This window comes from Enterococcus sp. R12 (assembly GCF_058135755.1).
In genome coordinates this window covers 978514-1005102 of record NZ_CM176874.1, presented here as the reverse complement: position 1 = coordinate 1005102, position 26589 = coordinate 978514, and the positions used below count along the sequence as shown (strand labels likewise).

19 protein-coding genes are annotated in these 26589 nt (G+C 45.3%); 4 read left to right on the top strand and 15 right to left on the bottom strand.

Annotation, left to right across the window (positions count from 1 at the left end; translation table 11 throughout):
- The first annotated feature begins 108 nt into the window (after nt 1-108).
- On the top strand, nt 109-1020 hold the full coding sequence (locus tag ACTW1R_RS04675; protein WP_489927470.1) for a LysR family transcriptional regulator: 912 nt from the start codon (nt 109-111) through the stop codon (nt 1018-1020).
- A 137-nt stretch (nt 1021-1157) separates the two neighbouring features.
- Here ACTW1R_RS04675 and ACTW1R_RS04670 read toward each other — a convergent pair whose 3' ends face one another.
- The 11 genes from ACTW1R_RS04670 to ACTW1R_RS04620 all read right to left on the bottom strand — a co-directional run bounded on the left by ACTW1R_RS04670 (nt 1158) and on the right by ACTW1R_RS04620 (nt 16850).
- On the bottom strand, nt 1158-2906 hold the full coding sequence (locus ACTW1R_RS04670) for an ABC transporter ATP-binding protein (RefSeq protein ID WP_489927469.1): 1749 nt from the start codon (nt 2904-2906) through the stop codon (nt 1158-1160).
- A complete protein-coding gene (locus ACTW1R_RS04665; protein ID WP_489927468.1) occupies nt 2890-4644 on the bottom strand; it encodes an ABC transporter ATP-binding protein in 1755 nt (584 codons plus the stop codon). The genes ACTW1R_RS04670 and ACTW1R_RS04665 overlap by 17 nt, the downstream gene beginning before the upstream one ends.
- Nucleotides 4645-5107: 463 nt before the next feature.
- Entirely contained in the window at nt 5108-6751 is a 1644-nt protein-coding gene (locus ACTW1R_RS04660; protein ID WP_489927467.1) for a peptide ABC transporter substrate-binding protein, read from the bottom strand.
- Between the two features lie 28 nt (nt 6752-6779).
- A complete protein-coding gene (locus ACTW1R_RS04655; protein WP_060791746.1) occupies nt 6780-7490 on the bottom strand; it encodes a gamma-glutamyl-gamma-aminobutyrate hydrolase family protein in 711 nt (236 codons plus the stop codon).
- 293 nt (nt 7491-7783) lie between these two features.
- Nucleotides 7784-8266 (bottom strand): single-stranded DNA-binding protein, encoded by a 483-nt coding sequence (ssb, locus tag ACTW1R_RS04650; protein WP_016610622.1) that lies wholly within the window; start codon nt 8264-8266, stop codon nt 7784-7786.
- Nucleotides 8267-8494: 228 nt separating this feature from the next.
- A complete protein-coding gene (gene allD / locus ACTW1R_RS04645) occupies nt 8495-9556 on the bottom strand; it encodes an ureidoglycolate dehydrogenase (protein WP_413131875.1) in 1062 nt (353 codons plus the stop codon).
- 48 nt (nt 9557-9604) lie between these two features.
- Nucleotides 9605-10822: a dicarboxylate/amino acid:cation symporter gene (locus ACTW1R_RS04640; RefSeq protein ID WP_015509197.1), complete on the bottom strand. Its 1218-nt coding sequence runs from the start codon at nt 10820-10822 to the stop codon at nt 9605-9607.
- A 13-nt stretch (nt 10823-10835) separates the two neighbouring features.
- Nucleotides 10836-11768, bottom strand: a complete 933-nt coding sequence (gene arcC, locus ACTW1R_RS04635; RefSeq protein ID WP_008379201.1) for a carbamate kinase — start codon at nt 11766-11768, stop codon at nt 10836-10838.
- Nucleotides 11765-13015, bottom strand: a complete 1251-nt coding sequence (locus ACTW1R_RS04630; RefSeq protein WP_005225376.1) for an MFS transporter — start codon at nt 13013-13015, stop codon at nt 11765-11767. Before ACTW1R_RS04630 ends, arcC begins: the two co-directional genes overlap by 4 nt.
- 15 nt (nt 13016-13030) lie before the next feature.
- Nucleotides 13031-13852, bottom strand: coding sequence for an oxamate carbamoyltransferase subunit AllH family protein (locus ACTW1R_RS04625; protein ID WP_270290833.1), 822 nt, complete (start codon nt 13850-13852; stop codon nt 13031-13033).
- Nucleotides 13842-16850, bottom strand: coding sequence for a bifunctional FdrA/YlbE family protein (locus tag ACTW1R_RS04620; protein ID WP_375826188.1), 3009 nt, complete (start codon nt 16848-16850; stop codon nt 13842-13844). The genes ACTW1R_RS04625 and ACTW1R_RS04620 overlap by 11 nt, the downstream gene beginning before the upstream one ends.
- A 116-nt stretch (nt 16851-16966) precedes the next feature.
- Here ACTW1R_RS04620 and ACTW1R_RS04615 point away from each other — a divergent pair, with 116 nt between their 5' ends.
- The 3 genes from ACTW1R_RS04615 to ACTW1R_RS04605 all read left to right on the top strand — a co-directional run bounded on the left by ACTW1R_RS04615 (nt 16967) and on the right by ACTW1R_RS04605 (nt 20687).
- Nucleotides 16967-18544, top strand: a complete 1578-nt coding sequence (locus ACTW1R_RS04615) for a PucR family transcriptional regulator (protein ID WP_489927466.1) — start codon at nt 16967-16969, stop codon at nt 18542-18544.
- A complete protein-coding gene (locus ACTW1R_RS04610) occupies nt 18541-19338 on the top strand; it encodes an alpha/beta hydrolase (protein ID WP_288722232.1) in 798 nt (265 codons plus the stop codon). The genes ACTW1R_RS04615 and ACTW1R_RS04610 overlap by 4 nt, the downstream gene beginning before the upstream one ends.
- Before the next feature lie 203 nt (nt 19339-19541).
- Entirely contained in the window at nt 19542-20687 is a 1146-nt protein-coding gene (locus tag ACTW1R_RS04605) for a cation:proton antiporter (protein WP_005225371.1), read from the top strand.
- Nucleotides 20688-20843: 156 nt separating this feature from the next.
- Here ACTW1R_RS04605 and abc-f read toward each other — a convergent pair whose 3' ends face one another.
- The 4 genes from abc-f to ACTW1R_RS04585 form a co-directional block, all read right to left on the bottom strand.
- Nucleotides 20844-22313 (bottom strand): ribosomal protection-like ABC-F family protein, encoded by a 1470-nt coding sequence (abc-f, locus tag ACTW1R_RS04600; protein WP_074932364.1) that lies wholly within the window; start codon nt 22311-22313, stop codon nt 20844-20846.
- A gap of 359 nt (nt 22314-22672) precedes the next feature.
- Nucleotides 22673-23941, bottom strand: a complete 1269-nt coding sequence (locus tag ACTW1R_RS04595; RefSeq protein WP_156235988.1) for a dicarboxylate/amino acid:cation symporter — start codon at nt 23939-23941, stop codon at nt 22673-22675.
- An 18-nt stretch (nt 23942-23959) separates the two neighbouring features.
- Nucleotides 23960-25210, bottom strand: coding sequence for an MFS transporter (locus tag ACTW1R_RS04590; RefSeq protein ID WP_005225368.1), 1251 nt, complete (start codon nt 25208-25210; stop codon nt 23960-23962).
- Between the two features lie 151 nt (nt 25211-25361).
- Nucleotides 25362-26576, bottom strand: coding sequence for a pyridoxal-phosphate-dependent aminotransferase family protein (locus tag ACTW1R_RS04585; RefSeq protein WP_489927465.1), 1215 nt, complete (start codon nt 26574-26576; stop codon nt 25362-25364).
- Nucleotides 26577-26589: the final 13 nt, after the last annotated feature.

The window sequence follows — 26589 nt, the reverse complement described above, 5'->3', positions numbered from 1 at the left end:
ACTGTCGTCTTATTTTTTAAGAAGCTTCTATTATAGAAGGAAAAGAACTGACTACTATTGATTGGTGGACCCTTTTTCCGTCTGAATCTTTGTAAAGGAGGTCAAAAATTGAATATTCAACAAATGCGGATCGTGCAAGCGATCGCTGACCATGGAAGTTTTCGTGAAGCAGCCAAGCGGCTGTATCTCTCACAGCCAAGTCTTTCCCAAGCCGTGAAAGAGTTGGAAACAGAATTGGAGGTCCAGCTTTTCGAGCGTACGAATCAAGGTGCCCGCTTGACTGCCGAAGGCTCGGAATTTCTAGACCATGCCCAGCCGATCTTGAGTCAAGTGGCGCAGCTGCAAACGCGTTTTTCCAGCAAGCAAGCAGCGAGTCAAACCTTCGCCATCGCAAGCCAGCACTATGATTTCACGGCTGGAATTTTCAGTGAGCTGCTGCAGGAATTTCCCGACTGTCGTCAATTTCGCCTATTAGAAACCACGACCTTAAAGGTAATCACGGACGTGCAGCAATATCGAAGTGAATTTGGGGTTCTTTATTTGAATGAGCAAAACCAAGCAGGATTGGAACGACTGTTACAAGGCGCCCAATTGTCCTTCGAGGCATTGGGACGGTTTCGCCCCCATGTCTTTTTACGAGGGACTCATCCCTTGACAGAAAAAACGCGGCTTTCCTTAAAGGATCTCGCCCCTTATCCGCAAGTACGCTTTTTGCAAGAAGATGAGCGCTATTCGTTCTTTTCCGAGGATTTGATCGACTTTGCTCAAAGCCCCCAAGTGGTGCATGTCAGCGATCGAGGCACAATGGTCCAGCTATTACAGCAGACGGATCTTTATGGAACCGGCTCGGGGATCGTTGCCCAACCAGAACGCCAAGGCTTGGCTTTTCTTCCTTTGATCGACGCGTCCGAGGGTGAGATCATCCTCATTAAAAAGAACGCTCGCCCGTTATCAATGATCGGCGAGCGTTTCTTAACAAAATTACGACAACACCTTGCCGCGTTTCCTACTGATATATAAGCGAAGGCCTCCTCTTCCTACTCCCCATAGATGATTGGCTGCACCTTCGCATTATATAAAAAATCCTTGAGCCACTTCCCATGCAGGAGGCTCAAGGATTTTCTTTTACGGTTACTGTTGTCGGCAATCACCGCTGATTACAGCTGCTCTGCCTGCATTTGATACATTTGCTGATAGATTCCCTGCCCTTGGACAAGACTCGCATGGGTTCCCCGTTCCACGATCTTCCCTTGGTCTAGGACCAAGATTTGATCGGCTTGTTTGATCGTTGACAACCGGTGAGCGATCATGAAGGTCGTCCGTCCTTTTTGCAAGACGGTCATCGCCTTTTGAATGATGGACTCTGTTTCAGTGTCCACATGGCTCGTCGCTTCATCCAGAATCAAGATTTTTGGATCAAAGACCAGCGCACGGGCGAAACTGATCAGCTGGCGTTCTCCACTAGAAAACTCATTGCCTTTTTCAACGACTGGATGATGGATGCCTTTTTCGTAGCGGCTCAAAAGGTAGTCAGCGCCGACTTGTTTCAAGGCATCGATAATCATCGCTTCGGTGATCGTTGGATCATTCATCTCGATGTTGCTGGCGATCGTTCCAGTAAATAGATAGGGATCTTGCATGACGATCGCCATTGAATCTCTTAAACTATGACGATCATAATCAGCGATCACTTGTCCATCCACAACGATTTTTCCCTGCTGCGGATCATAAAAACGGAACAACAGGTTCAAAATACTCGATTTTCCAGAACCAGTATGACCAACTAAAGCAATGGTCTCTCCTGCGGCAACATCAAAGTTGATATCGTGCAAGATCGCTTGCTCAGGATCGTAGCCAAAGGTCACTTGTTGGAAAGAAACATCGCCATTCGTGACAGTCAGCTGCTCACTTTGTTGTTTTTCAACCGGCTGATCAGCAAACTCAAAGACCCGCTGTCCAGCAGCTAATGATTGCTGCACATTGGTGATGGTTTGGACAAGCCCTTCGATGGGATCATACAGGCGGTTGATGTAATCAATAAAGGCATACAGCAAGCCTGCTGAGATCGCCAAGCGGCCATCAAGGAAAAAGGCGGCCAAGGTCGTGATCAAAATCAAGATCGTTGAATTTCGCAACAAGTTGCCTAATCCCCAAGCGATACTTGAATCGAGCAAGAGGTATTTACGTCCAGTTTTGAACCATTTCTCTACTGTTTCATTAAATTCTTTCTGCAACTGATTTTCTCGTTGGAAGGCTTGGATGATCGCCATTCCTTGGACAAATTCATTCAACTGCCCACTGATTTGTGAGATGTACTCCCGCATTGCTAAATTGTAACGAGAGGCATATTTGGTATAAAAATGCTGCCAGATTCCTAAAATCGGGATCAAAATCAGCATCGCTGCTCCTAAGGTGCGGTTCAAAAGAAACAATGCAATAAACGCACCAATGATTTGGATGATGTTGCTTAACAAATTACTGATCACGATCACGTAGAAATTCGACCGCAAGACTTCGGTGTCATTCGTGATTCGTGCAACGACTTTACCTGCTGGGATTTGGTCAAAGTAAGAAACCGGTAATTTGTGCATATGGTCAAAAAGCTGATCCCGCATTTTTTTGACGATACTGTTGGACATTTTTCGCAATTGCAGCAAGCTGATATAACGAAAGAGGGAACCAATCAAATTGACCAGCAAATACCCAGCGAGCAATTGGATCAAAAGCATCGTGTCTAAATTGCTACTGTTAACCGCTGGTGTCATCACTCGGTCGATCAGCTGCTTGGCAATCAGTGGGGAAGTCAGTTCGAGCGCTGCAGCCAGCAACAGCAAGATCGCACCCACGGTAAATTGTTTTTTATAATAGCTCAAATACGTGAGCAAACGTTTAATCGTTGAGAACACTCGTATCGTCCTCCTTTAACTGTTGATGATAATACTGCTCTTGGTACCAGCCTGGCGTTTCGATCAACTCCTGATGGGTACCACGCTGTGTGATCCGTCCGTCTTCTAAGACGATGATTTGATCCGCTTCGGTGATGGCGGACAATCGATGGGTCACGATGATGGAGGTCGGTGCCTGCTTCATCGTTTTCAAATTCGTGATGATGGCTTGTTCCGTTTTGGCATCAACTGCCGAAAGGGCATCATCCAGTAAGAGGACTTCACTGTTTCGTAAAAACGCCCGTGCTAAGGACAAGCGTTGTTTTTGTCCACCAGAAAGGGAAACGCCTTTCTCACCGACGACCGTTTCGAGCCCTTCTGGCATCCGCTTGATGTCTTCGCTAAAGCAAGCAGCCTCCAGTGCTTCCCACAATACTTCTTCGGAAGCGTCTGGCTGTCCGAATAATAAGTTCTCGCGAATCGTTCGTGAAAACAAGGTATGTTCTTGCGGTACTTCTGCAAAGTGGTTCCGCACTGCTGTTGTTTGATAGGCCGTCAACGGCTGCTCGTTGATCAAGGGGACTTGATCAGAGTATGGATAGCGGTGACCGAATTGTCTTAGCAGCGTCGTTTTTCCGCTGCCGGTCTTCCCAACGATCCCTAAGACTTCTCCACGAGTGATCGTCAAATCCAGTCCTTCTAACACATAACGAGCTGCTTGTGGGTATTGGAAATAGTATGCTTCAAAACGGATCGTATTGATAGCTTGCAGGTCGGCTTCACCTGGCGTTTCTAATTCATCCCCCGTCTGCAGCACTTCATTGATCCGACGCCAGGATGCGGCACCTTGCTGCATCACATTCACAAGATCTCCTGCTGAGATCATCGGCCAAACGACCATAGTCAAGTACACTTGGAAAGAGACCATCGCACCGATGGTGATCGTTTGGTTGGCAACAAGAAACGCCCCGACACCAAAGCTCATCACAAAACTGATTGCTAAGATGATGGTAATCAGCGGCCCAAAACGGGAATCGATCTCAGAAACGATATTGTTTTTCGCTCGTGTTTCCAGTGTTTTCTTTTGAAACTGTTTCGTGGTGGCTCCTTCTAGTCCATAAGCTCGGACGACCCGAATGCCATCAATGATCTCCAGCACTTCACTGTTCATCTCAGAAACAGAATTCTGCGCTTCCGTAAACGCCTTATCGACTTGCGAGCCCCATTTGAAAATGTAATAGGCTAAAAGCGGCATTGGAATCAAGGCAATCAAGGTCAGTAGCCAAGAAACCGTCCCAGCCATCATCGCTACGATAAAACTTAGATACAAACTAGTATTTAAGAAAACCATCAGTCCATACCCAATGGTCATCCCCATCACTTGGACATCGTCACTGGAACGAGTCATTAAATCACCTGTTCGGAAACGATGGTAAAACGGCGCCCCCATTTTGAGAAAGTGGCTCATCAATTGTTCCCGTAATTGTTTTTGCAGATCGTAGGAACCAATAAATAAATTAAACGTCCAAACAAATTCCGCCAAATATCCTAACAAGATAGCTCCCGCGAAGAGGCTCACATATTGGATCAGTACGGAGTAATCAAAATTATCTTGAATCAACGCATCGATGAACAAGCGCAGAATATAGATCGGTGCGACATACATCGCACTAGCGATCACCATAAAGACGAATACAAAGGTATAGCGCACCTTATGTTCTTTAAAATACGTTGTTAATTGTTTTAATACATACTTCATGTTTTATCCCTCACATTCTAAAAAAGTACACAAAAAAGCTCTGTCCCTTCGGAAAAAGGACAGAGCATAAACGTCGTTATTATAGACATTACCTGTACACTAATGGTTACCGAATAAGGGATTCACTTTATTCAATTTGCTTGTTTTTTTATCAAATACTTTTTGCATCGTAATCCCTCCTTCTCTTTTTATTTTTGCTGACTACACCTAACACTTTACAGATAAGTTTCTGAGAATGCAACAACTTTTATTAATTTTTTTTCAAAAAGATTGACTTTTCTAAAAAGGCGTTTCTCAATTTCTCGCTTTTTAACAACTATTTTTTGAAAACGAATTCTCGATTTATCCTAAGCGCTGCAAGGAATCTGGCAAAATAAAAAAACAGATGCCCCTCTCTTCAACAAGCGTTGTTTGGTCAGCACACTTGGTTGAAAAAAAGTTCCTCTGTTTTCTTACTTCCTGTTTATTCTGAGACAGATGCTAGGCGATAGGATACTGTTCGTCCAAAAGGAAACACTTGCACCCCTTGCAAACGATCTGTTTTCAAATACGCTACCGCTCCTTGATATAACGGCAAGACGGCTGTATCTTCAACGATCAATTGTTTCTCGAGTTCTTTCAATAAGTCCCAACGGGCAGCTGGGTCGTTTGCTAAAGTCGTCCGTGCTTCTTGTAACCCTTGGTCGTACTTTTCACTAGCATACCCAGAGGTATTCAAGCCACCTGTCGAATCATAAAATTCTAAGAAGTTGATCGGGTCCGCGTAATCTGGTGTCCAAGTCCCGAAGACGAGATCAAATTCACCTTGGGATTGCAAGTCCAAGCGGTTTTGTAAAGGAATCGACTTGGCATCGATGGTTAATCCAGGCAAATTAGTTTCTAACTGTCCTTGGACAAATTCGATGGTTTTCTTGGCTGCTGCTGTATCTGCTGACAACAGTTCCAAAGTGATCTCGTCTTGTCCCAACTCTTCTTTGGCTTGTGCCCAAAGCGCTTGTGCGGCTGTGAGATCATACGGCAGTAAATCGCCATTTTCTTCACGAAAATCTTGGTCTGTTTCAGGATCTTTGGCAAAGTTGCTTGGCACAAAGCCGTTCAATGCAGTCGATCCATCGCCTAAGATATTTTCAGCAAATGCCTCTTTGTCAATAGCTTGTAAAATCGCCTGACGTACCTTGACATTGCCTGTGACTTCTCGTTTTTGGTTGGCACTTAAATACCCCACCAGCGCCTTTGGCACATAGTTGGCTTGAGCTGAGTTTTGGTATTGCTGCGCGTACGTATCCGTTAAGGTGGTGTAGTCCAGTTCTCCTGTTTCAAAAAGGCTGACACCAGTTGCCGTTTCCTTCACTACTTGCACGTCGATCTTGGTCAATTGGACATTCTCAGCATCCCAATAATCAGGATTTCTCGTTAACGTCCATGATTCGTTGGTCCCGTTCCACCCTTCGATCAAGAATGGGCCGTTGCCGACAAAATTTTCCGCTGATAACCCATAATCGGCACCTTTTTCTTCAGCAAATGCCTGATTTTTTGGCATAAAAGGTGTCCCGACCAGAATCTGATCCAAATACGAGATTGGACTTGCCAATGTCAGCTCTAACGTCTGCTGGTCCAATGCTTTGGCACCTAACTCACTCACCTCAGCATCTCCTTGACGTACTTGACTGCCATTTTTCAACACATCCATTTGATTGCTGCTGCTAGAACCGTTCTCTGGATTGGCAACATATTGAAAGGCGTAGACAAAATCATCCGCTGTAACAGGATCGCCATTGCTCCATGTTGCATCACGAATGGTGAAGGTATAAACCAGTCCATCTTCTGATACCGTAGGCTCTTCAGCGGCCATCGCAAGCTCAGGATCCCCCTCTTGATCCAGACGGTATAACCCTTCTGCCACTTGTCCGATCATATCGGAACTGTTGACATCCGTGTATTGCCCGCTATCAAGGGTCGATAAGGCGCCCGCGGTTGACACTTGAATCTCTTGCGCAACAGCGCCTTGCTCCTCTTGCTGTCCAGAATCCGTCGTGGGACTCGTGGTACTGCAGGCACTTAAAACCAATACTGTGAAAGCAGTGATACCAATCATTTTCTTTTTCATTTTTCTCCTCCTTGCGTGACCCTCTTTCTTACAACACATCAACGACATACTTGAAAACCGCTTGTTCTTGTAAAAGCGCATCATAGGCAAAGTCAGGATGCCACTGAACCGCCAACAAGCGCTGACCCACGTGTTCAATGCCTTCAATGATGCCATCAGGACTCCAAGCTGTCTTTTGCAATGGACGAGCCAATCGATCCACCGCTTGATGATGAAAGGAATTGACCTTTGTTTTTTGACCGTATACACGAGCCAACATGCTTTTTTCAGCCGTCGCGATGGCATGGGTCGGCACTTCTTTCGGAATCGGCGCCTGCATATGAATGATCTCACTGAAGGTACTGATGTCTTGCTGCAGCGTGCCCCCAAAGGCCACGTTGACCAGCTGCATCCCCCGACAAACCGCAAAAATTGGTTTCTTTTGCAGCAGTGCTTCATCGATCAGCGCCAGTTCAAACTCATCCCGTGCCAAAAAGCCGCTTCCAGTTGCTTGATGAGCCTCCTGCCCATAAAACTTGGGTGAAACATCTTGTCCACCAGCTAATACCAGTTTATCGATCTGTGAAACATAGTCCTTGGCTATAGCTGGCTCACTGATTGGCAAGAGCAATGGCAGTCCGCCCGCTTGCTGGATCGCTCGCACATACCCTAATGGTGTGTAGGCGATCGGCAAATGATGCAGCACATCGCCAGCATCTTGCACTTCATTCGCAGCGATCCCTATAATTGGTTTGCCCATCGACTTCCCTCCCTGATTAACGATTTTTTCAGAAAAAAGCGGCATCTAGCAGTTGAACAAGGCAAGCGCCGCTTTTTCCCTCAAGATATGTTTCAACTATTCTAAACCAATCGACACTTTTTGTGAAACACTATTTTCACTTTCGTGATCATTTATTACAATCACCATTCTATTTAACCGCCTCTTTGATTCGCAATAAAGAACACCGCTAGTCAGATATAATTGAATTTTACCAACGCTTTCTCTACGTAAAAAAACATGCGAGAAGCCGTTGCTTTCCGCATGTTTCGTCATTAAAATAATCGATTGTCTTTTAAAAACTCCAGCATCTGTGTTTTTAGGGGATCTTTTTCATTACGGATCGACTTTGTTTGCGTCGGTTCATCAAGTGTCGATGGTCGCTTTTTAGGAAAAGGCGCCGCTGGTTCTTCTGCTAACTCTAAAATTTGAAAGGTATCCACCACGACTTCTGCCGCACAAAATCTTTGCCCTTCTGCTGTTTCATACGGACAGCCTTGCAAGTGTCCGTTGATTTTGATACTTGCTCCTTTTTGAGTATACCGTAAAAAGGTCTCTGCCTGTTTCCCATGAACGACACAAGCAAACCATTCATGATGCACTTCTTCACTGTTTTGCCATTGAGATACAATGACAAGATCAAAACGTACGCCCTGATCGTCCGCCGCATCAAACGCTTCTTTACTAGGCATCGCTGCGATTTTCCCAGTAAGAACCACTTTATTCATTGCCACGCTGCATCCTCGCTTTTCTCTCATTTCTTGAGTGATCTAAACTTATGCGACCTATTCTACCATATTCCAAAAAACAAGCAATCAAAGGTTAAATGGCTTAAGAAATGCTTTGAAAAAAATGAACCAACTCAAAGAATTCGTCTGCTCCTGTCAAAAAGCTGCGATTTTTTGACGGAAAAATTCTCTTTGCTCCACACAGCAAAAAAACAGTTGGTTCAATACCCCTATGAACCAACCGTCTTCTGCAGATCTTTATTTAGCAAAGGAATCTTGACTCCCATAGCGATCAAAATGGAGGGTTTCGCTTTCGAGATAATCGATGATCGCTTTGGGGATCATGACCCCTTCTTGCTGAGCTTTTTCAAAGTGTATTTGACTGATCTCTCCAGGATAGTAGACTTGTGATTGCCCTTTTACTGGCGGGATTGCATGCAGCTCAGTCACCATCTGATCGATGCTTTGCTTGAAGGTTTCGGTGTCCGTAAAACGAGACGGATCGATCACCAAAAGGAATTGTCCTAAGCGACGTTTTTCCGTCAAGTCCGCATACATGGAGGTGACCTGTTTACCAAAAGCCAAGCCTAGCATCGAGCCGGCTAAAATATCCACCATCATCATCAAGCCATACCCTTTGGCACCAGCGATAGGCAATAATCCTTGGACTGCATAGGGATCGGTGGTAGGCAAGCCTTGCTCGTCTACGGCCCAAGTATCGGGGATCTGCTGCTTCTTCGAGCGAGCGTCCAAAATTTTGCCCCACGCTTGAACCGTCGTCGCCATATCAAAAACCACCGGCGGATGATTGGCTCGTGGTGCTGCAAACGCGATTGGATTGGTGCCAAAATAGTTTTCGGTCCCACCAAAAGGCACCGCCATCGGATCCGATTGACACATGGCGATCGCCACTAAGTCGGCTTCAGCAGCCTGTTTGACGTAATACGCCATCGTCCCGCTATGGCTGGTCTGCTCGATTCCTACTGCAGCGATCCCTGCTTCTTTCGCCAGATGAATGGCGATCGAAATCGCTTCGTTGCACACATAATGCCCCATGCCGTTATCTCCGTGAAAAATTCCGGTAGCGGCGCCTGTTTTTTCAAAAGACATGTTTGGTTCTAGCGTGATGCCGCCTTTTACTAAGCGCTCGGCATAGTAGTCCATCCGCACGGCACCATGAGAATGGATCCCGCACGCATCCGCAAAGGTCAAATGCGCCGCTGTTTCACTGGCAGCGGCTTCTGGCAAACCAGCAGCCAAGAGTTTCTTTTTCATCAATGCTTCTAATTCCAGCAGAGAACATCTGCTCATTTCTTCCATCTTTTCTCCTCCTTAGAAAAAGAGAAGCACGCTTGGCAACGGCTTCTCTTATTGATTAAACACGCGATGATCGAGTTCATCGGCTGACTTAGCGATCAAAAGCGCTGAATAGACGTCTGAGTTCACGTTCAAGATCGTCCGCAGCATACCAACAAACCATTCAACACCAGCAAATAGCGCAATGCTTTCGATTGGTAAACCGAGCTGGGGAACAATGATTGCCAAGGAAACTAACCCCGCTCCGGGAACAACTGCATTGGCTAAAGAAACGAAAGTCGCAGTTACAGCTACCGTCACCATTTGGATCCCGTCAAAGTTGATTTGATACATTTGGGCGATCGTCATGACTGTAATCGCCATATGCATCGCTGATCCATTGCTGTTCAAAGACATCCCTAACGGCAATACCAAATTGGTGATACGGCTACTGAGTCCTAATTTATTCTGGGATTCTTCCATAGCGATCGGCAGCGTGATGGCAGAGGAGGTTGTCGCCAATGCCATGACCGACATATTTTTCATATTTTTGATCAATCGTAACGGATTGATCCGACAATACACGGTCAACAAGACTAGCCACAGCCCAAGGAACGTGACGGTGGCTAGACCGTAGACAAGCAAATAGCTGCCTAATGGCAAAATGATCTGCAAGCCCAGGGAGCTGATCGTTGAAGCGATCAAAGCAAAAATACCGATTGGTGCCACAATCATCACGTAACGAATGATGGCAATGACGACCTCATTCAGATCCACGATCAGCCCATAAAGAGCTGACTCAGGTTTCTTTTGCATAAAGCGATTGAGGGCAACACCAAAAAATAACCCAAAAACGATGATTTGAATAATTGACCCTTTACTCAACGCATCGAAAATATTCGTGGGAATAAAGTTGATCACTGTCTCTGATATAGAAATTTCTTGTGCTTGCAGAGGTTCGCCGGCAGCTTGTGAAAAGTCGATCCCTTTGCCTGGAGCAAAGAAGAGCGCCATCAGCACGCCCCATGCAGCAGCGAATAAGGAGGAAATCCCAAAGACAGCGATCGTTTTTCCACCCAAACGAGTGAGTTCTTTCGGGGCAATCCCCCCAACTGCTTGAATGATTTGGCCAACGATCAATAATGGGATCGCCATTTGCATCAGACGCAAGAAAAGATCGCCCAAAATTTTTAGGAACGAAGCGGCTTGCCCAAAGAACAAACCGCAAAGAATCCCTAGAAGAACGGCAATAACGATCTGCGTCACCATCGGTAGTTTTTTTGCTTTCACTTTGATCCCCTCTTTATTTTCGAAGTATGGTTCCTGTATGCTGATCTAGTTCAGCTAACTTTTCGATTGAGGTAATAATCGCGGTTCTGGCTGCATCTTCTTCGACAAAATCAATCGCAGCTTCTATTTTTGGCAACATACTGCCCGCTGCAAAATGGCCTTCCTCGATGTAGCCCTTGGCTTGTGCCACACTGATTTCCCCTAAGGCTTGCTGATTCGGCTGATTGTAATTGATGTAGATATTGTCGACACCGGTCAAAATAATCAGGCGATCGGCCTGCACGTCTTTTGCTAAGACACTAGCGGTAAAGTCTTTGTCGTTGACGGCTTCCACGCCAGTAAACCCATTGTCGTTGCGAACGACAGGTACGCCACCACCACCGGCGCAAATCGTGATCACACCAGCATCGACCAATGTTTTGATGGCTTCTTTTTCAACGATTTCTTGCGGTTTCGGGGATGGAACCACTTTCCGGTAACCACGCCCAGCATCTTCTTGATATACCCCGCCATTGGCTGCCATCGCAGCATTGGCTTCCTCTTCACTATAAAAAGGTCCGACTGGTTTGGAAGGTTTCTCAAAGGATGGATCTGCTGGATCGACACGAACTTGGGTGACTAATGAGATCACCGAAGGATGTGCTTGACGTGTGGCAAACTCATTGATCAAGGCATTTTGCAGCCAATAACCGATACTTCCTTGGGTCATAGCCACGCAGCTGTCTAATTTCAATTGGGGATTTTTTTCACTTTCCCCGGCTTTTTGCTGCAACAGTAAGTTGCCGACTTGTGGTCCATTGCCGTGACAAACAATGACTTTTTCCCCTTTTTCGACAAAATCGGCAATATAACGTGCTGCTTGCGCAACAACTGCTTTTTGTCCTTCATCACTAGGGTCTTTATCTAAAATAGCATTGCCGCCTAACGCGATCACATTCAAACTCATTTTATGCTCTCCTTCTGATTTTCCTTTGCTAATACGGCAAAAACACCTAATCCGATCAGCAGTAATAGACAAGACAGGTAAAACCCGACCTGCATCGATCCTAAAGAATCGGCTAAAAAGCCAGTAACATAAGGTGCTAAGATCGACCCCGACATCCCGATAAAATTATAAGCACTCAAAGTCGTTCCTAAGGCGCCTTTTGGTGCGTTTTTCGTCACAAAGGTCACGACGATTGGATCAAGCGCCAGCTTGCCAGTCAATCCATACAAAATCAAGACAGTGATCAATAAGGTACGATCCGTTACAAAGGCAATGGCAAATACGGAAAGGGTAGCCAATGGGACCAATAAATAGACTAATTTTTTCGTTGCGCCTGTTTTATCATTCAATCGAGCAAAAATCAACGCACCTGGAATTGATGCCCATGGGACTAAGGAAGCAATAAAGCCGACACTCGCCCCTTCAAAGCCACGCTCGGCAATCAAGAATTGCGGCAGCCAAGTAATGATCACAAAGTTTGCATAAATGCTGGTAAAGCATAGAACAAAGGCTGCCACGAGATTGCGGTTTGAAAAAATCTGCTTCAAGGAAATCTTTTCTTTCGGCCCTTCTTCTTTTATTTCTTGTCCTTCATCTTCTGGACGAATCACTTTTTCTTTCAAAACAAAATAGAACAAGACACCGACGATCAAGGTCGGAATCGCCATTAGGAAGAAGGGTTGGCTCCAATGGCCCCCGTTATCCAAGACCAATTTACTAGAAAGCAAGTACCCGCCAGACGTTCCAAACGCCATCCCACTGTTGATAATGGCATTTCCGACGGTTCGTTTGTTGTCGGGAATCGCTTCGGTAGACAATGCGTATTGCGGACCGTAATAGGCACCTTGACCAATCCCTGCAATGGCACGAATCACTAAAAACAAAACAAAGCTTGTGGCTAGCCCACTGAAGTACGTAGTCACCGCCAATAAAACAAAGCCTAGAGCGATCACTAATTTACGACCGATTTTGTCGCCGATGATCCCAAAAGGAATTTGCGCAACGGCATAAGTCAAAAAGAAAATACTATTGGCAAGTCCTAGTTGTGTGTTACTTAAATTGAATTCTTCACCGATCACACCCATGATTGGATTGAAGATCGTCCGTGTGGCGTACATTAAAATCCAGCCGACAAAGAAAATAGCAACGACTTTTTTCCAGTAAGAATTGCTTACTTTGACCGCATCTTTCTGGTTACTGATTTCCATGATTTCTCCCCTTTTCTATTCTTTCTCCTCAAGTGACAATGACTCCAACGCTAACAACAACCCAAAGCTAAGATCTTTGCCTGACGAATGACCGATGGACATCAGCTGCTGCACATCGTTTTCCAGCACCTGCGGGTTTTTACTTTTTACGTCTTGGAATAATTGCAGCATTACCGAATTGACATACCCTTGACTGGCACTTTGAATATAAGCAAGGCTGACATCCGTCGTAGACAGCGGTTTTGCCAATGCTTGTGCTAACGCGTCGGCTTCTGGCTGTTGCAAGGCATAGAGCATCGCTTGATAGGCAACGAGAAGATCATCGCCGCTAGGTGTCAAACCTTTGCCGCGGCCAATCAGGTGGTCAATGATTGGTTCCCAATCTGAGACAGGCTGCCGCAATGCCGCAAACACTGCTTGGGTTTTCTCATCTTCTGGCAACCCAATCTTGGTTTCTAGTTCTTGCTGAAGCAGTATTTCTTTCAAAAGCTGCAATTCCGCAGAGGTGAAGGATAACTCCTTCACCTGCAGCGAAACCAATTCTTTCTCTTCTAATGAAAGAGAAAATGTTCCTTTTGTGCTGTAAAAGGTCAGACCATGCTCTCGGACTTGCACGCGATTGCCGACTTCGATCAAAGGCAAGACTTGTTCAAACAATGCATCGGGTAAAAAGACCCCGAAGCCAGTCAAATAGTTGCGATAGTTGTTGATATTGACCAGCTGCTGCCCGATCATCACATTGAATGAACGATCAAACACGCTATGCACCCGACCGGTACGACCGAATCGTTGCAGTGGGTCTAGATAATCACTGATTTTGATTCTCTCAGTCAACATCGATCCCCAGATCCTTCGCATAAGCCGTCAAGGCATTTTCAAAACAGCCTAACGGTGCACGCACCGTGCCTGCGCCGACTTGACCGACACCTGCTTCTTTATGGGCGATCCCAGTATTGATGATTGGGGTGATGCCTGTTTCAACGACTTTGCGGATGTCGATCCCCAAACAAGTCCCTTGGAAGTCCCATGTTGGGATCGAGAAGGTCGGATTATGACCGAAACAGATTTTTGCCATTTCGTTGGAAGTTTCCAGCGCATCCTCAAAGCCCCCAGCGCCGACAAAGCGTGTTACCCCTGGTGCGGCTACCATCGCCATTGCTCCGACGCCGACGGTTTCAGTAATGGCACTATCCCCAATATCGGGATTGCCATCTGCTTCGGTAAACCCAGTAAAGTACAAACCTTTCGGCGTATTGACTGGTGCAGTATGCCATTGGTCTTCTGTTTGGGCGACACGAACCCCAAAGTTAACACCGTTTCTCGTCATGGTGGTCACGATCGTTCCTTTGGCATCGACACGGGCACCGTCAACGATGGCTTTGCCAGTTGCCATCATGATATTCAAGAAGAACTGATCGGTATCTGCTAAGAACTTGATCACTTCATATTTTTGCTTTTCATCGATCTCTGTTTGGATGATCAACGGCGCGATTTCTTTCAAAAAGTTCAATGATGCTGCAATATTTCGTTGATGGAATTCATCCCCCATTGTGATCGACCGGGCAATCAATACATTCAAGTTGATGCCTTCTTCTGTTAATTGTAATGCCTTGGCAATGGTTGGTCCTAAGACGTCTTTGATCCAATCCAAACGATCGATGACTTCTTGTGAATAGGCACCAAATCGTAAGACTTTACCGATCCCTTCGTTCAAAATACAGTAGGCTTTGTTGCCGACAAGGCGGTTTTCAACCACAAAGACAGGCATATTCCCAGAAGTGATTCCCCCCATTGGTCCAACTGCCTGGACATGGTGACATGGCATAAAGCGGACTTCCCCACTTTCGAGTAAGCGGCGGGCTTCGTCTTCATCCTTCGCCCAGCGTTCAAACAAGGCAGCGCCGATACAAGACCCTTGCATCGGTCCCGTCATTTCCGACCATTGGATCGGCGGTCCTGCATGCAGCAAGGTTTTCTGGCTTTCGTTTAATTCAGCAATCACTGATTTAGCTGGAACGACATCGATCAAGAATGGTTGGGCATTTTTGATTTTATCCGTCACTGCTTGGTTTTCAGCTGTGATTTTTTCGTCAAATTCTTCTAACGCGTCTAAAATACGGATCATTTTCTTGTTGCCGTTGGCACGAGGACGCCAGTTAAATTGTTCTGTTTTCCCGCCATATTGCAGGATCGATTCATTGAAGCTTTGCAAGCCAACATTGATGATCCGTGGTTTGGTGGTCAACAGCTCCATCACTTTCTCGCTAACTGTCGGCACCTCAACTTTGCTACCAGTATAGTCATTGACCGCTTTGTCTGCTTCAGAAAGAGTCGCCCCTTTTAAGGCGAGGGCTAATTGCACTGCTTGAGCATTGCTTGGTGCCACATAGACGCCAGCTGCTTTCAAACGGTTGACTGCTTCTTGATAGTTTTGCGGATCTTTTTCAGTTCCGCAGACGGTAGCAACAAAGTACAACGCGCGATCGGCTGCTTGGGCTGTTTGCTGTGCAGCTTCGATGGCTGGTAACAGTGCACCTACCATATCTGCATGTGCGCCGTAACCTAACACCACATCAAATAAAATGACCCCGGTTTGCTCATCTTGCGCATAGTCTTCGATTTTTTTGATGCGCACTTCAGGATCGATCATTGGGTGCGGTTTGCCTTGGGTATAGATATCATCACCAAGGTCGATCACATCATAGCCGTGGGAATGCAAGATATAGCCTTCTTGTTTTACAAGGCCTTCTAGATTCAAGGCTTCGGAGATCAGCATTCCTGCTTCGGCAGCTAATGTACCGCCAGAATAAAGACCTTTGACCACTTTGTCTTCAGCGAGTTTGGGCACATCTGGGGTTGCCACGCGTTCAAAATAGTTCGCTTTGACGGGTTCTTCATTGGCAAGATCAACAGCGATGCGCGCTGTTTCTTCCAGAGTATGTGCCAAATAGACTTTTCCTTCATGGGCTTCTGGTTTTTCTCCTAAGAAAATTGCTACCACAGGTTTGCTGATACTTTGCAGCAATTGAACGACTTCATCCCGCACTTCTTTTGCAGGTGGTTTCGAGATCACGCAAATCACATCTGTCGGTTCATGATTTTCTAAAGCAACGATGGCATCTTTGACAGTGATCGCCCCAACTTTGTCGCTTAAGTCACGTCCGCCGGTCCCAATGGCATGAACGACACCACCGCCTAATCGGTCAATGATCGTCGTCACTTCTTGAATCCCCGTACCAGAGGCACCAACGACGCCGATGTTTCCTGGTGCCACGACATTCGTGAAGGCAATCGGAATGCTGGAAATAATACCGGTCCCACAGTCTGGCCCCATCATCAATAAGCCTTTTTCATGAGCCAGCTTTTTCAAACGCACTTCATCTTCGATAGCAACATTGTCCGTAAACGAGAAAACATGCAAGTCATTTTTCAAGGCTTTTTCCATCTCGGCTGCACCATATTCCCCAGGAATACTAAACAATGCAACATTGGCATCTGGCATTGCGCTCAAGGCTTCTTGCCATGAAGCCGCCGCTGGCGTTTCTTTGCCTTGATCTTTTGCTGAAAGATCAGCTAAAAATGAATCGATCGCTGGCATTACTTGATCCATGATCTGTTCGTTTTGGCTATCGACCACGATCATCATATCGTTGGGTGAAGCACCTTCTGCCTCTTTAGAAAGCAAGCCAGTGTTATTTAATATATCTTTATTTGCATCCGTCCCCATCATGATTTGACTCATTTCGACATCGTCTAGATCATTGATCGTATTCGTCAGCAGCATTAAGTTAATGGAATCTTGGTAGTTATTCTTTAAGATTACTGTGTGCAGCATTTGTTCTCCTCCTTTTCTTATACTCTCATTCTAACGAGCCTTGTTTGCGTTTTCATTGGATAAAGTTCTAAAAAAATGCTATACTTTTTATCCAAAAGAGAAAAAAGGAGCGTTTTATGAAATTAAAAGAATTGGTTGAACTGCCGCTTTTTGAAAAAAGTAAAGTCCTGACTGGCTCCATTGGTTTAACAAATTCCGTTGGTTCCGTCATGGTGCTGGAAGCGATGGACATTGAGAAGTGGAGCAAAGCCCATCAATTGATTTTGACTTCTTTTTATGCCTTCAAAGACCAAACGCCTGAGGAACTGCGTGTTTTTTTTGAAAAAATGCAGCAAATCGGTGTCAGCGGTTTAGTGATCAAAGTGGATCGCTTGATCCCTATGATCCCAGATTGGGTGATCGAGCTTAGCTTTGCTTATCAGATCCCTTTGATCAAAGTGCAGCAAGAAGTCAGCTATGAAGCCATCATGCTAGCGGTTTACGAACCATTGCTAAATCACCAAACCCAGCTGCTGCGTACCTATTACGAAGTTCGCCAGCGCTTCATGAAAGTCGAGCGCAACCACTCTTCTTTCGATCAGATCATGCAGGAGTTCTATCAATTGATCGAAAAGCCTTGTTCGTTGCGCATCCCCCATTTAGATGTGCATGTGTCCGTCGGTCAATCCTTTAAGAATTTCGTTGTGACCAAACAAGAACCCATGAAAACCATCGAGTTTACCAAGAACCACTACGAATATTTGGAATTATTTTCTCATGAAAACAATCAATATGTGACTGCCATAAAAGTAGAGATCATCAATCCTTACAATGATCTGTGTACCTTGATCGTTTATCAGAAAGATTCGCAGATCCCTGAGGCAAAAGTCATGATCATTGAAAATGTGATCGACGTCATTTATGAACGCCTCCAAATGGAGTATTTGTTGAAGAAAGAACGTTACAATCGCATGAACAATCTTGCCGATGCGATCTTACAAAACACTCCTAGTAATTTGGCTGAGCTGGATCTTTTGTTAGAAGAAGCGCAACTGGATCGCTACGATTTCTACCAAGGCATTGCCTTTGCTTCCAACAGCTTCAAAGATAAGGAGCGTAAGTCCGTCGTTTTGCACAAGCTACGGGCGTTGAAAACACCCCACGTCTTTTTTGAACACCACAATTATTTGGTGATCCTCTATAATTTCCAATCGATCGCCCATCAGGTGACGAAACAGATGCTGCAGACACATTTTGATGATGCCCTGTTAGCCGATGAACATGGCTGCTTGGTGGTCAGCGAAGTCTTGCGCAAGGAACAGATCAAAGAGATCCTGCCAGAGTGTTTGGATGCGATTCGCTTCAATCGGCAGTTTTATTTGGCGCCAATCATTGCCTATAGCGACTTAGGTATCTTTAGTTCCTTTATCAAGGAGAACCAACTGGAAAAGCTGCAGCAAAGCATTCCCCAGAAGCTGTATCAACTCTCGGAAGAAAATGAAGAGCTGTTCAAAACGCTGTATACCTTTTTTATCACGAATCGCAATTACAAAAATACGGCTGAAACCTTGTTTCTTCATGCCAAAACGATTCGTTATCGGCTAAGCAAAATCGAACAGCTACTAGAGATCGATCTGACAAGTCCGATCCAATTAGTCAATTACGAGATCGGCACCTATTTATTAGAGCTTCAGAAAAGGAGTCAAGCAAAATGAAAAAAGAATGGCAATTGACCACCGGTGCTTCGGTGTCCCTTTATCCTGCTTCGGAGAAATACGTGATTTACTTTCACGGCGGCGGTTTTGTTTATGGAACCCGTCAAGACATTCCCGCATCACTGATCGCACTATTTCAAGAGCAGCAATACAGCGTCCTCACAGTCGATTATTTGCTGGCGCCCAATTCCTCGTTAGTGGAGATTTTGGCGCTGAACTGGCAAAATTTTCAAGAATTGCAAGCAACTGTGCTTAAAGATAACCCGTTTTGTTTCTGCGGACGCTCAGCTGGCGGTTATTTGATGCTGGCGCTGACCCAGCAATTACTGAAGGAACAACAGAGATTGCCTGAAAAACTGGTCAACTTTTATGGGTATACCGATCTTTCTTTTATTGAAAACAAACGAGTCTTGCAGCAGCCGCTCTTAAGCAAAGAGCAAGTCCCTTCTTTGGATCAAACCGAGATCGTTTGGGATGATCCGCAGTTTCAGCGCTATTTGCCTTATGTTTATTGGGTTCAACAGCAAGAACTCACCACGATCTATGGTCTAACAGCTGAAGCTCTTTCTGACTATGCCATTGATCCTGAGCTGCTTGCTCAATTTCCTCCAATTTTCAGCAGTGCCAGCAGTACCGATGAGGAAGTTCCTTTTCGTTACAGCAAAGGCTTGAAGAAAGTGCCTAAAAGCAAATTTGTCCCTGTCTATGATTTGCCCCACGACTTTTTGAAAAACGTCGAGGAGCCGCAAGTCCAAATGGTGTTTCAGCAGCTCGCCCGTTGGCTCAAACAATAATTTGATACAAGTAAAGTGAAAATAATGTTTTTTTATTGCGACGAGTGCACAGAAAAACTCTGATTGCCTTCGCTTCCTCCTTATCTCAAAAAACGTGCGGTTTAATGAAACTCTTTTAATAAAAAAGGCTTGATACAGGCTCAATTCAAGAGAGAATGCTATACTAAAGGGGAGTATGTTATAGGAAAGAAGGATGAGGTTTTATGCATTTTGTCGGGATTTTGTGTTTGATCCTAATCACGACGACCCTCTTCTCGCATCTGGCGAGACGGATGGGCGTTCCTGCTGTTATCGGGCAGTTGTTAGCAGGGGTTTTATTAGGAGGCGCAGGACTCAATTGGGTCCATCCAGATATTCTGGTTCATGATTTTTCAGAGATTGGTGTTATTTTGCTGATGTTTTTAGCGGGACTGGAAAGTGATATTTCTTTATTGAAACGCTATTTTCGTCCTGGGATGCTCGTTGCCCTTTTGGGGATCGTGTTCCCAATGCTATTCGGGTATGCCACAGGGGTCGGTTTTCAAAGCAGTCCCACAGAAGCGTTCTTTTTCGGGATCGTATTAGCTGCCACCTCAGTCAGTATTTCTGTCGAAGTATTGAAAGAGTTGAATGTGGTGAATACGAAAGAAGGATCGACGATTCTTGGTGCTTCCGTCGTGGATGATATTTTGGTCGTGTTGGTTTTGAGTCTTAGCCTTTCCTTTTTAGGCGGCGAAAGCAGCCAAGCAACACCACTGCCGGTCACCTTATTGGTAGAATTGATTTATTTTGTGTTGATTTTTCTATTGGTGAAGTGGATCGCTCCGTTCTTAATGGCACTTGCAGAAAAGCTATTTGCAAATTCCGCGGTGATCATCATGTCACTGATCATCTGCTTAGGAATGGCTTATCTTGCTGACCTCGTTGGGTTAAGCTCGGTCATTGGTGCCTTCTTCGCAGGGATCGCTGTCAGTCAAACAAAGGTTCGTGAGGAAGTGGAACACAGTGTCGAAGCATTAGGTTACGCCGTCTTCATTCCGGTGTTCTTTGTCAGCGTTGGCTTAGAAGTTGATTTTTCCCGCTTAAATGAGCAATTATTCTTTATTCTTGCCTTTACCGTGGTCGCGATCTTGACCAAACTGGTCGGCGGCTATGTCGGGGCGAAAATCGCGAAATTCTCGAACAACAGTGCTTGGATGGTGGGAGCTGGAATGATTTCCCGAGGTGAAATGGCATTGATCATTTTGCAGATTGGTCAACAAAACCAATTGATTTCGTCCGCATTGTATTCCCCTTTGGTGATCGTTGTCTTGTTGAGTACCTTGATCTCTCCCCTGATCTTAAAATACTTTACGAAAAAGATTTATTAAGCGATGTAGCAACAGCTAGGCGATACCGATGATTGCGAAAAAAACAGCACGGGTTTTATAGCGACCGCTCAACGGCCGATTGTTGATCGAACGTTGGGCGGTCGCTTCCTTTCCCGCGCTGTTTTTCTTTATACAGTTATAAAAGCGACAATGCTGCTAGTTACTGGAAACCAATGTTAATTTTCCATGATCGATTTGATACACATCATCCGCGACGGCATCGATAAACGCTTGATCGTGAGATGTGAACAAAACCATGCCTCGATAGCTGCGAATCAATTGTTCCAAGACGGTGATTGTCGGCAGATCAATAAAGTTCGTCGGTTCATCAAGTATCAAGACATTGGCAGGTTGAGTAAAGATGCGTGCGAGCTCGACCCGTGTCGCTTCTCCGCCGCTTAGCACATTGACTGGCTTCATCACGTCAATCTGGCTAAATCCCAGATTGTGTAAAATACTGCGGACCAGTGGTTCCTGATAGTCTGTTTGAGCCATCAATTCCGTCAAAAGCGGTGTGGTGCTGTTTTTTCGATAGCCCATTTGCTCGTAGACCGCAAAGACGATTTTCGGTGATACATAGATTCCCTCTCCACCTGCGATGATTTCTTTTAGTAAAGTCGACTTTCCAGAACCATTCGGACCCACGATAGCGATTTTCTTCCCGGCAGCAAACTGGAAACTGCTGCTGTCTAGCAAACGTTTCGCCCCTCTTTGAATGGTTACTTGCTCCCCACGAATCGGTCGTTTATTATGCAGCTCCACTGCAGGGACTACTGGAAAACGAATCACCTGCTGCCGGGCGACGCCCTTCACTTCTTCCAACTGATCCAAGCGGCTTTCCATGGCTTTGACTGTTTTTTGCAATGACTTTTGCACCGTGTCTTTTTGTTTTGATGACGACAAACGGTCTGGTCGGATGTTTTGCTGCCGCTTTTTTTCAGAAATACGACTGCTCTTGATCGCTTGTTCTTTTTTCTTTTGGATTGCTTGGGTCAACTGCTGTTTTTGTTGCTGATACTGCGCAGCCTCCCAGGCAACACGCTGTGCCGCTTGCTCTTTTTGCTGTCGGTAACTGTCATAATTGCCAGAATACTCGGTGACTTTTCCTTGATCGACTTCCCAGATTTTCGTTGCCAGCTGATTCAATAGATACCGATCATGACTGACCACGATCAGGGTGCCATAATAATACTGCAATTCCTCAATCAAGACTTGAATTCCTTGCTGGTCCAAATGGGTCGTTGGCTCATCGAGCAAAAGTCCTAACTGATAGGAAGATAACGTTTGTGCCAACCGGTATTTGGTCTCCTCCCCGCCGCTTAGTGTCGCCAATTCATTTGTTGGGATCGAAAAACGACCGAACAGCGCCCAGTCAAGGGCCTCCGTCTTTTCAGTCACCTCAGCGATTTGCGGGAAATAGTGAAACGAATTTTCTTTTTGAATCGTTCCTGAATCAGGATCGACCACTCCCGCAATCAACTTCAGCAAGGTAGACTTGCCTTGCCCGTTTGCTCCCACGATCCCGATACGATCCGTTTGATAGGTGCTCAGTTCTTCAATGTTCAGTACTTCTTTGGACCCATAATTTTTGATTAGATTGTTTATTTTTACACTTAATTGTTCCATCAGTCTGTCCTTCCCGTCTAGGAAAACGTAAGCACAAAAAAAGGGCATAGCCTACCGCTATACCCTGATTTTAATAAGAAATTGGAAAAAAGAGGACACTCATCCCTTGAAATCACGATTGCCTAGACTTTTGAAATAGATTTAAATTAGCTATTTAAAAGGTCAATCCACAATTTCATCGATGCTGTCATGTTTTTTCCTCCTCTTTTTGTCGTAGTTGTCTGTTAAATGACGAGCGGAAAATCAGCCGCTACTGTTTACCGTTTACGGTATTTCAGGAAGCTTCTTTAGTCTATCAACGAATCAATCGTAGCACGTTTTCAAAAAAGAGTAAAGTTTCATCACAAGAATGATTGGTCTTATACGCCATCGGTGATTTTTTCTGCTAATTTGACCGAGGCTTTTTCACCATTGAAGACTGCATGATCCAGTTCTCCTTCATCATGAGCAACGATCAACGCCACCGAGACGTCAGGGTCAACATTCAAGAGGGTCCGAAACATCCCAGAAAACCAATCGATCCCAGCCAGTAAGGCGATGCTTTCATTAGGCAGTCCTAACATAGGTAAAACCGTAGCCAGTGTGACTAATCCGCCGCCTGGAACGACGATCGTTCCCAAGCATGCCAACGAGGACAACAAGACCACTTGCAAAAGATCCCCCCAGCTCAATTGGATCTGGTACGCCTGAGCAACGGTTACGATTGCCAGGGCTAAAAATAAGGAGAGCCCATTGCTATTTAAGGTCATGCCCAGAGGCATCACGAGCTTATTGATTCGATCACTGATCCCAAATCGCTCTTTGCCATCTTCGATTTGAAACGGCAATGAAACAGCAGAGGAGGTGGTCGTAAAGGAAACCACCGAGAGGCGCCACATGTTCTTTATCAAACGAAACAAGGAAACTTTGCAATAGAGCGACGTCAAGAGAAACCAAAGAAACAAAAAGAGCAAAGATGCTGCTGCTAACGTCAATAAAAAACTGGCTAACATTCCCAACACACGAATACCGGTATCTTCTACTAAGGAAGCAACAAGGCCGAAAATCCCGATCGGCGCCAACTTCATGATCATGCTGACCATTTTTATCAAAATATTATTAAAACTGCTGATCATATCTAGAAACAGCTGATTCTTTTTTTCATGCTTGATCAAGCTCAAGGCAAGGCCAAAGAAGAGCGAAAAAATAATCACTTGGATCATATTCTGCTCCACCATGGCTTGAATAATGTTCAGTGGAACAAAGTTTAAGATGACTTCTTCCATGCTGCTGGTACTTAATGCGGTTTCTGTACTTTGCAGCAGGGACTGATCAAGGCCTGCGCCAGGCTTGAGGATCAAGGCGAACAAGAGACCGAAAATAGCGGCGACGAGGGTCGATCCAGTAAACCAGAGGAAGACTTTCCCGCCAATCCCACCTAATTCTTTTGGATCAAGTCCCCCCACCGCTTCAATCACCGAGCCCATGACCAGCACGACCACAGACATTTGAATCAGTCGCAAGAAGAAGTCCCCGACTAGCTGCATTTGATCACCTAACCCGGGAAAGGAAACGCCCCAAAAAATCCCCAATACCGTTGCAATCATGATTTGGTTGGTCAAACTGATTTTTAAGGATCGTTTTTTCATCTGTTGTGCCTCACTTTTCTACTTGGCTGTTTTCTTAGAGTTTACAGTCAAGAATAAGAATGTACCACCGATCAACAAAATAATTGCGATATAAAAGCCCATTACTTTTGACCCTGTTGCATCCGAGATCGATCCGGTCAATGTTGGTGCGATAACGGAAGACATCATGCCGAAAAAGTTGAAGACCCCTAATGTCGTACCGACCCCAACTTTGGGTGCATTTTCCCCTAGCCAAGAAATGATGATTGGTTCAACCGCTAATTTCCCAAGGAACCCGTACAAGATCAACGCGATCATTAAGAAGGTCGAATTTGTCGCTTGCACCGTTACTAATAACATCAACGCCGCCAATACTTCTAAAATAACGATAAAAGTTACTTTTTTGTGCATGTATTTGTCTGCCAAGCGGCTAAAGAACAATGCCCCAGGAATGGAAGCAAATGCTACTAATGAAGAAGAGAAACCGATCGCGACTCCTTGGAAGCCTCGTTCTGTTCCTAAGAAGTTTGGTAGCCAAGTAACCGTCATATAGTAGGCATAACACGTCGCAAAATATAACACATAAGTAAAGAGCATCCGCAGTGAGAACAAGGTCGAAAGGGAAACTTTTTCTTTCGGCTGATCCGTTGTTTCTTCTTCAGCTGCTGCTTGGCTCTCCAAGAAAGCCACGTCTTCTTTGTTGCTGCGGATCACCAATGCAAAAGCGATCGTCATACAAACGATCAAGAAAGCGGATAAATACATCATTGTTTGCCAAGGCATGTTCATCTGAATAACGATAAAGCTTGATAAGATCATCCCAAACCCTGAACCAACGGCAGAACCACTATTGACGATCGCTGTTGAGAAGCTCTTCTTTTCTTTCGGAATGTTCTGTGAGGTCAAAGAATACGCTGAACCGTAAAATGACCCACAGCCGATCCCTGCTAAAAAGCTACCGGTATAGATCATGGAGATTGAAGAGGCTTGTGAAATCAGTAAAGCTGCCAGTGCAAATACCACGAATCCTGGAAGCAGAACTGTTTTCTTCCCAATCTTATCCACCAAAAAGCCGGCCGGGATCTGCATGATTACATAGCCGAAAAAGTAAAAGCTGGCAATCGATCCTAATGCTGTATCAGAAATATTGCCGCCAAGTGACTCATTGATTTGCGGATAGACTGGCGATAATGCAGCGCGATAAATCCAGATAGTGACCCAGCCTGAACACATTAAGATAATAATTTGTTTCCAGTAGGCAAGCCCACCACGTTCTTTATTGATTTCCATTTTTTTCCCTCCATCAGTTACACAAGTAAAGTTTGTGAAGCACGCCAACGAAAGCGCTTTAAGATAGTCTTAGTGTACGTTTTTTTGCCGACGATTGCATTTGTCATTTTTCACAAAGCGCTTTCAGTCGTTGTGCATTTGTGCTAAAAATTTAAGTCGTTTTTTGGTAGTAATTTAACGCAGCGATGAGCGCTTTGCCAGCAGAAATTGGTGCTTGCTGGTACAATAGTGCCCCTTCTAACGCGGCTAAGACATGTAAAATATTTTCTTTGCGGCTGCTGTAGCCCATATTTCCAATCCGCCAGATTTTTCCTTTTAGATCACCAAATGAACTAGCGATCTCTACACCAAAGGAGTGAAGCATCTCTTCTCGGACAGCTTCGCCATCAACACCTTCTGGAATAAAGATAGGGGTAACTGTCGGCATTTTGGTTGCTTTTTCGCCATAAATCGACAGCCCCATTGCCTCCAGTCCAGCGACCAACGCGCCTTCATTCGTCAAATGACGTTGATAGGCTGCATCAAGGCCTTCGTTTAGCAGCATCCGTAATCCTTCATGAAGCGCATAGATCATACTCGTCGCTTCTGTGTGATGGTTGATTCGCTCTGTGTTCCAGTAGCGTTGCAGTTGACTCAAATCCAAGTAATTGCTCATAATGTGCCGCTTGTTTCGATCCGTTTTACTCAAGCCTAATTCTTTTTGGTAACGAGCATTAAGGACGGCTTCGACTCGCTCGTTGTAGGTCACTAATGAAAGACCAGACGGCACACTTAAACACTTCTGTGTACCGGCAATCGCTAAATCGACACACCAATCATCGACTGACAGGGCCACGCCACCATAAGTCGCCACCATGTCAACGACAAAGAAAATATCTTTTGCGCGACAATACTGCCCGATTTCTGCTAACGGCTGCATTTGCCCATTGGCGGTTTCCCCGTGGACCATCGCCACGATCTTGGGTTGAAATGCGTCGATTTCTTTGATGACCTCTGCGGGTGCAAAAGGAGCTGTCCACTCTTTTTCTACATATTTGACTTGTGCTTGGGCACGTTCACAGATTTCTCCCAGTAAGAAAGCAAAGCGCCCATAGGCTGGGATCAAGACTTTGTCCCCTGGTTCGATCAAAGCGATCAGCGCCGCTTCTAAACCAGCTCGGGAAGTCCCGACAATGGCAAATGCCTCTTTATTTTTGGTTCCAAACGGTTGTTTGATCATTTCTTTGACCTCATCCATGATCGTCAAAAAATTCGGATCAAACTGCCCCAAAATGCGATTGGTCATTGCTTGTAGAACAGCTGGATGGGCTTCTACAGGCCCAGGTGTCATGATCGTACGTTGTGCGATCGTTAACTCTTTATACATCTTTTTCCCTCAT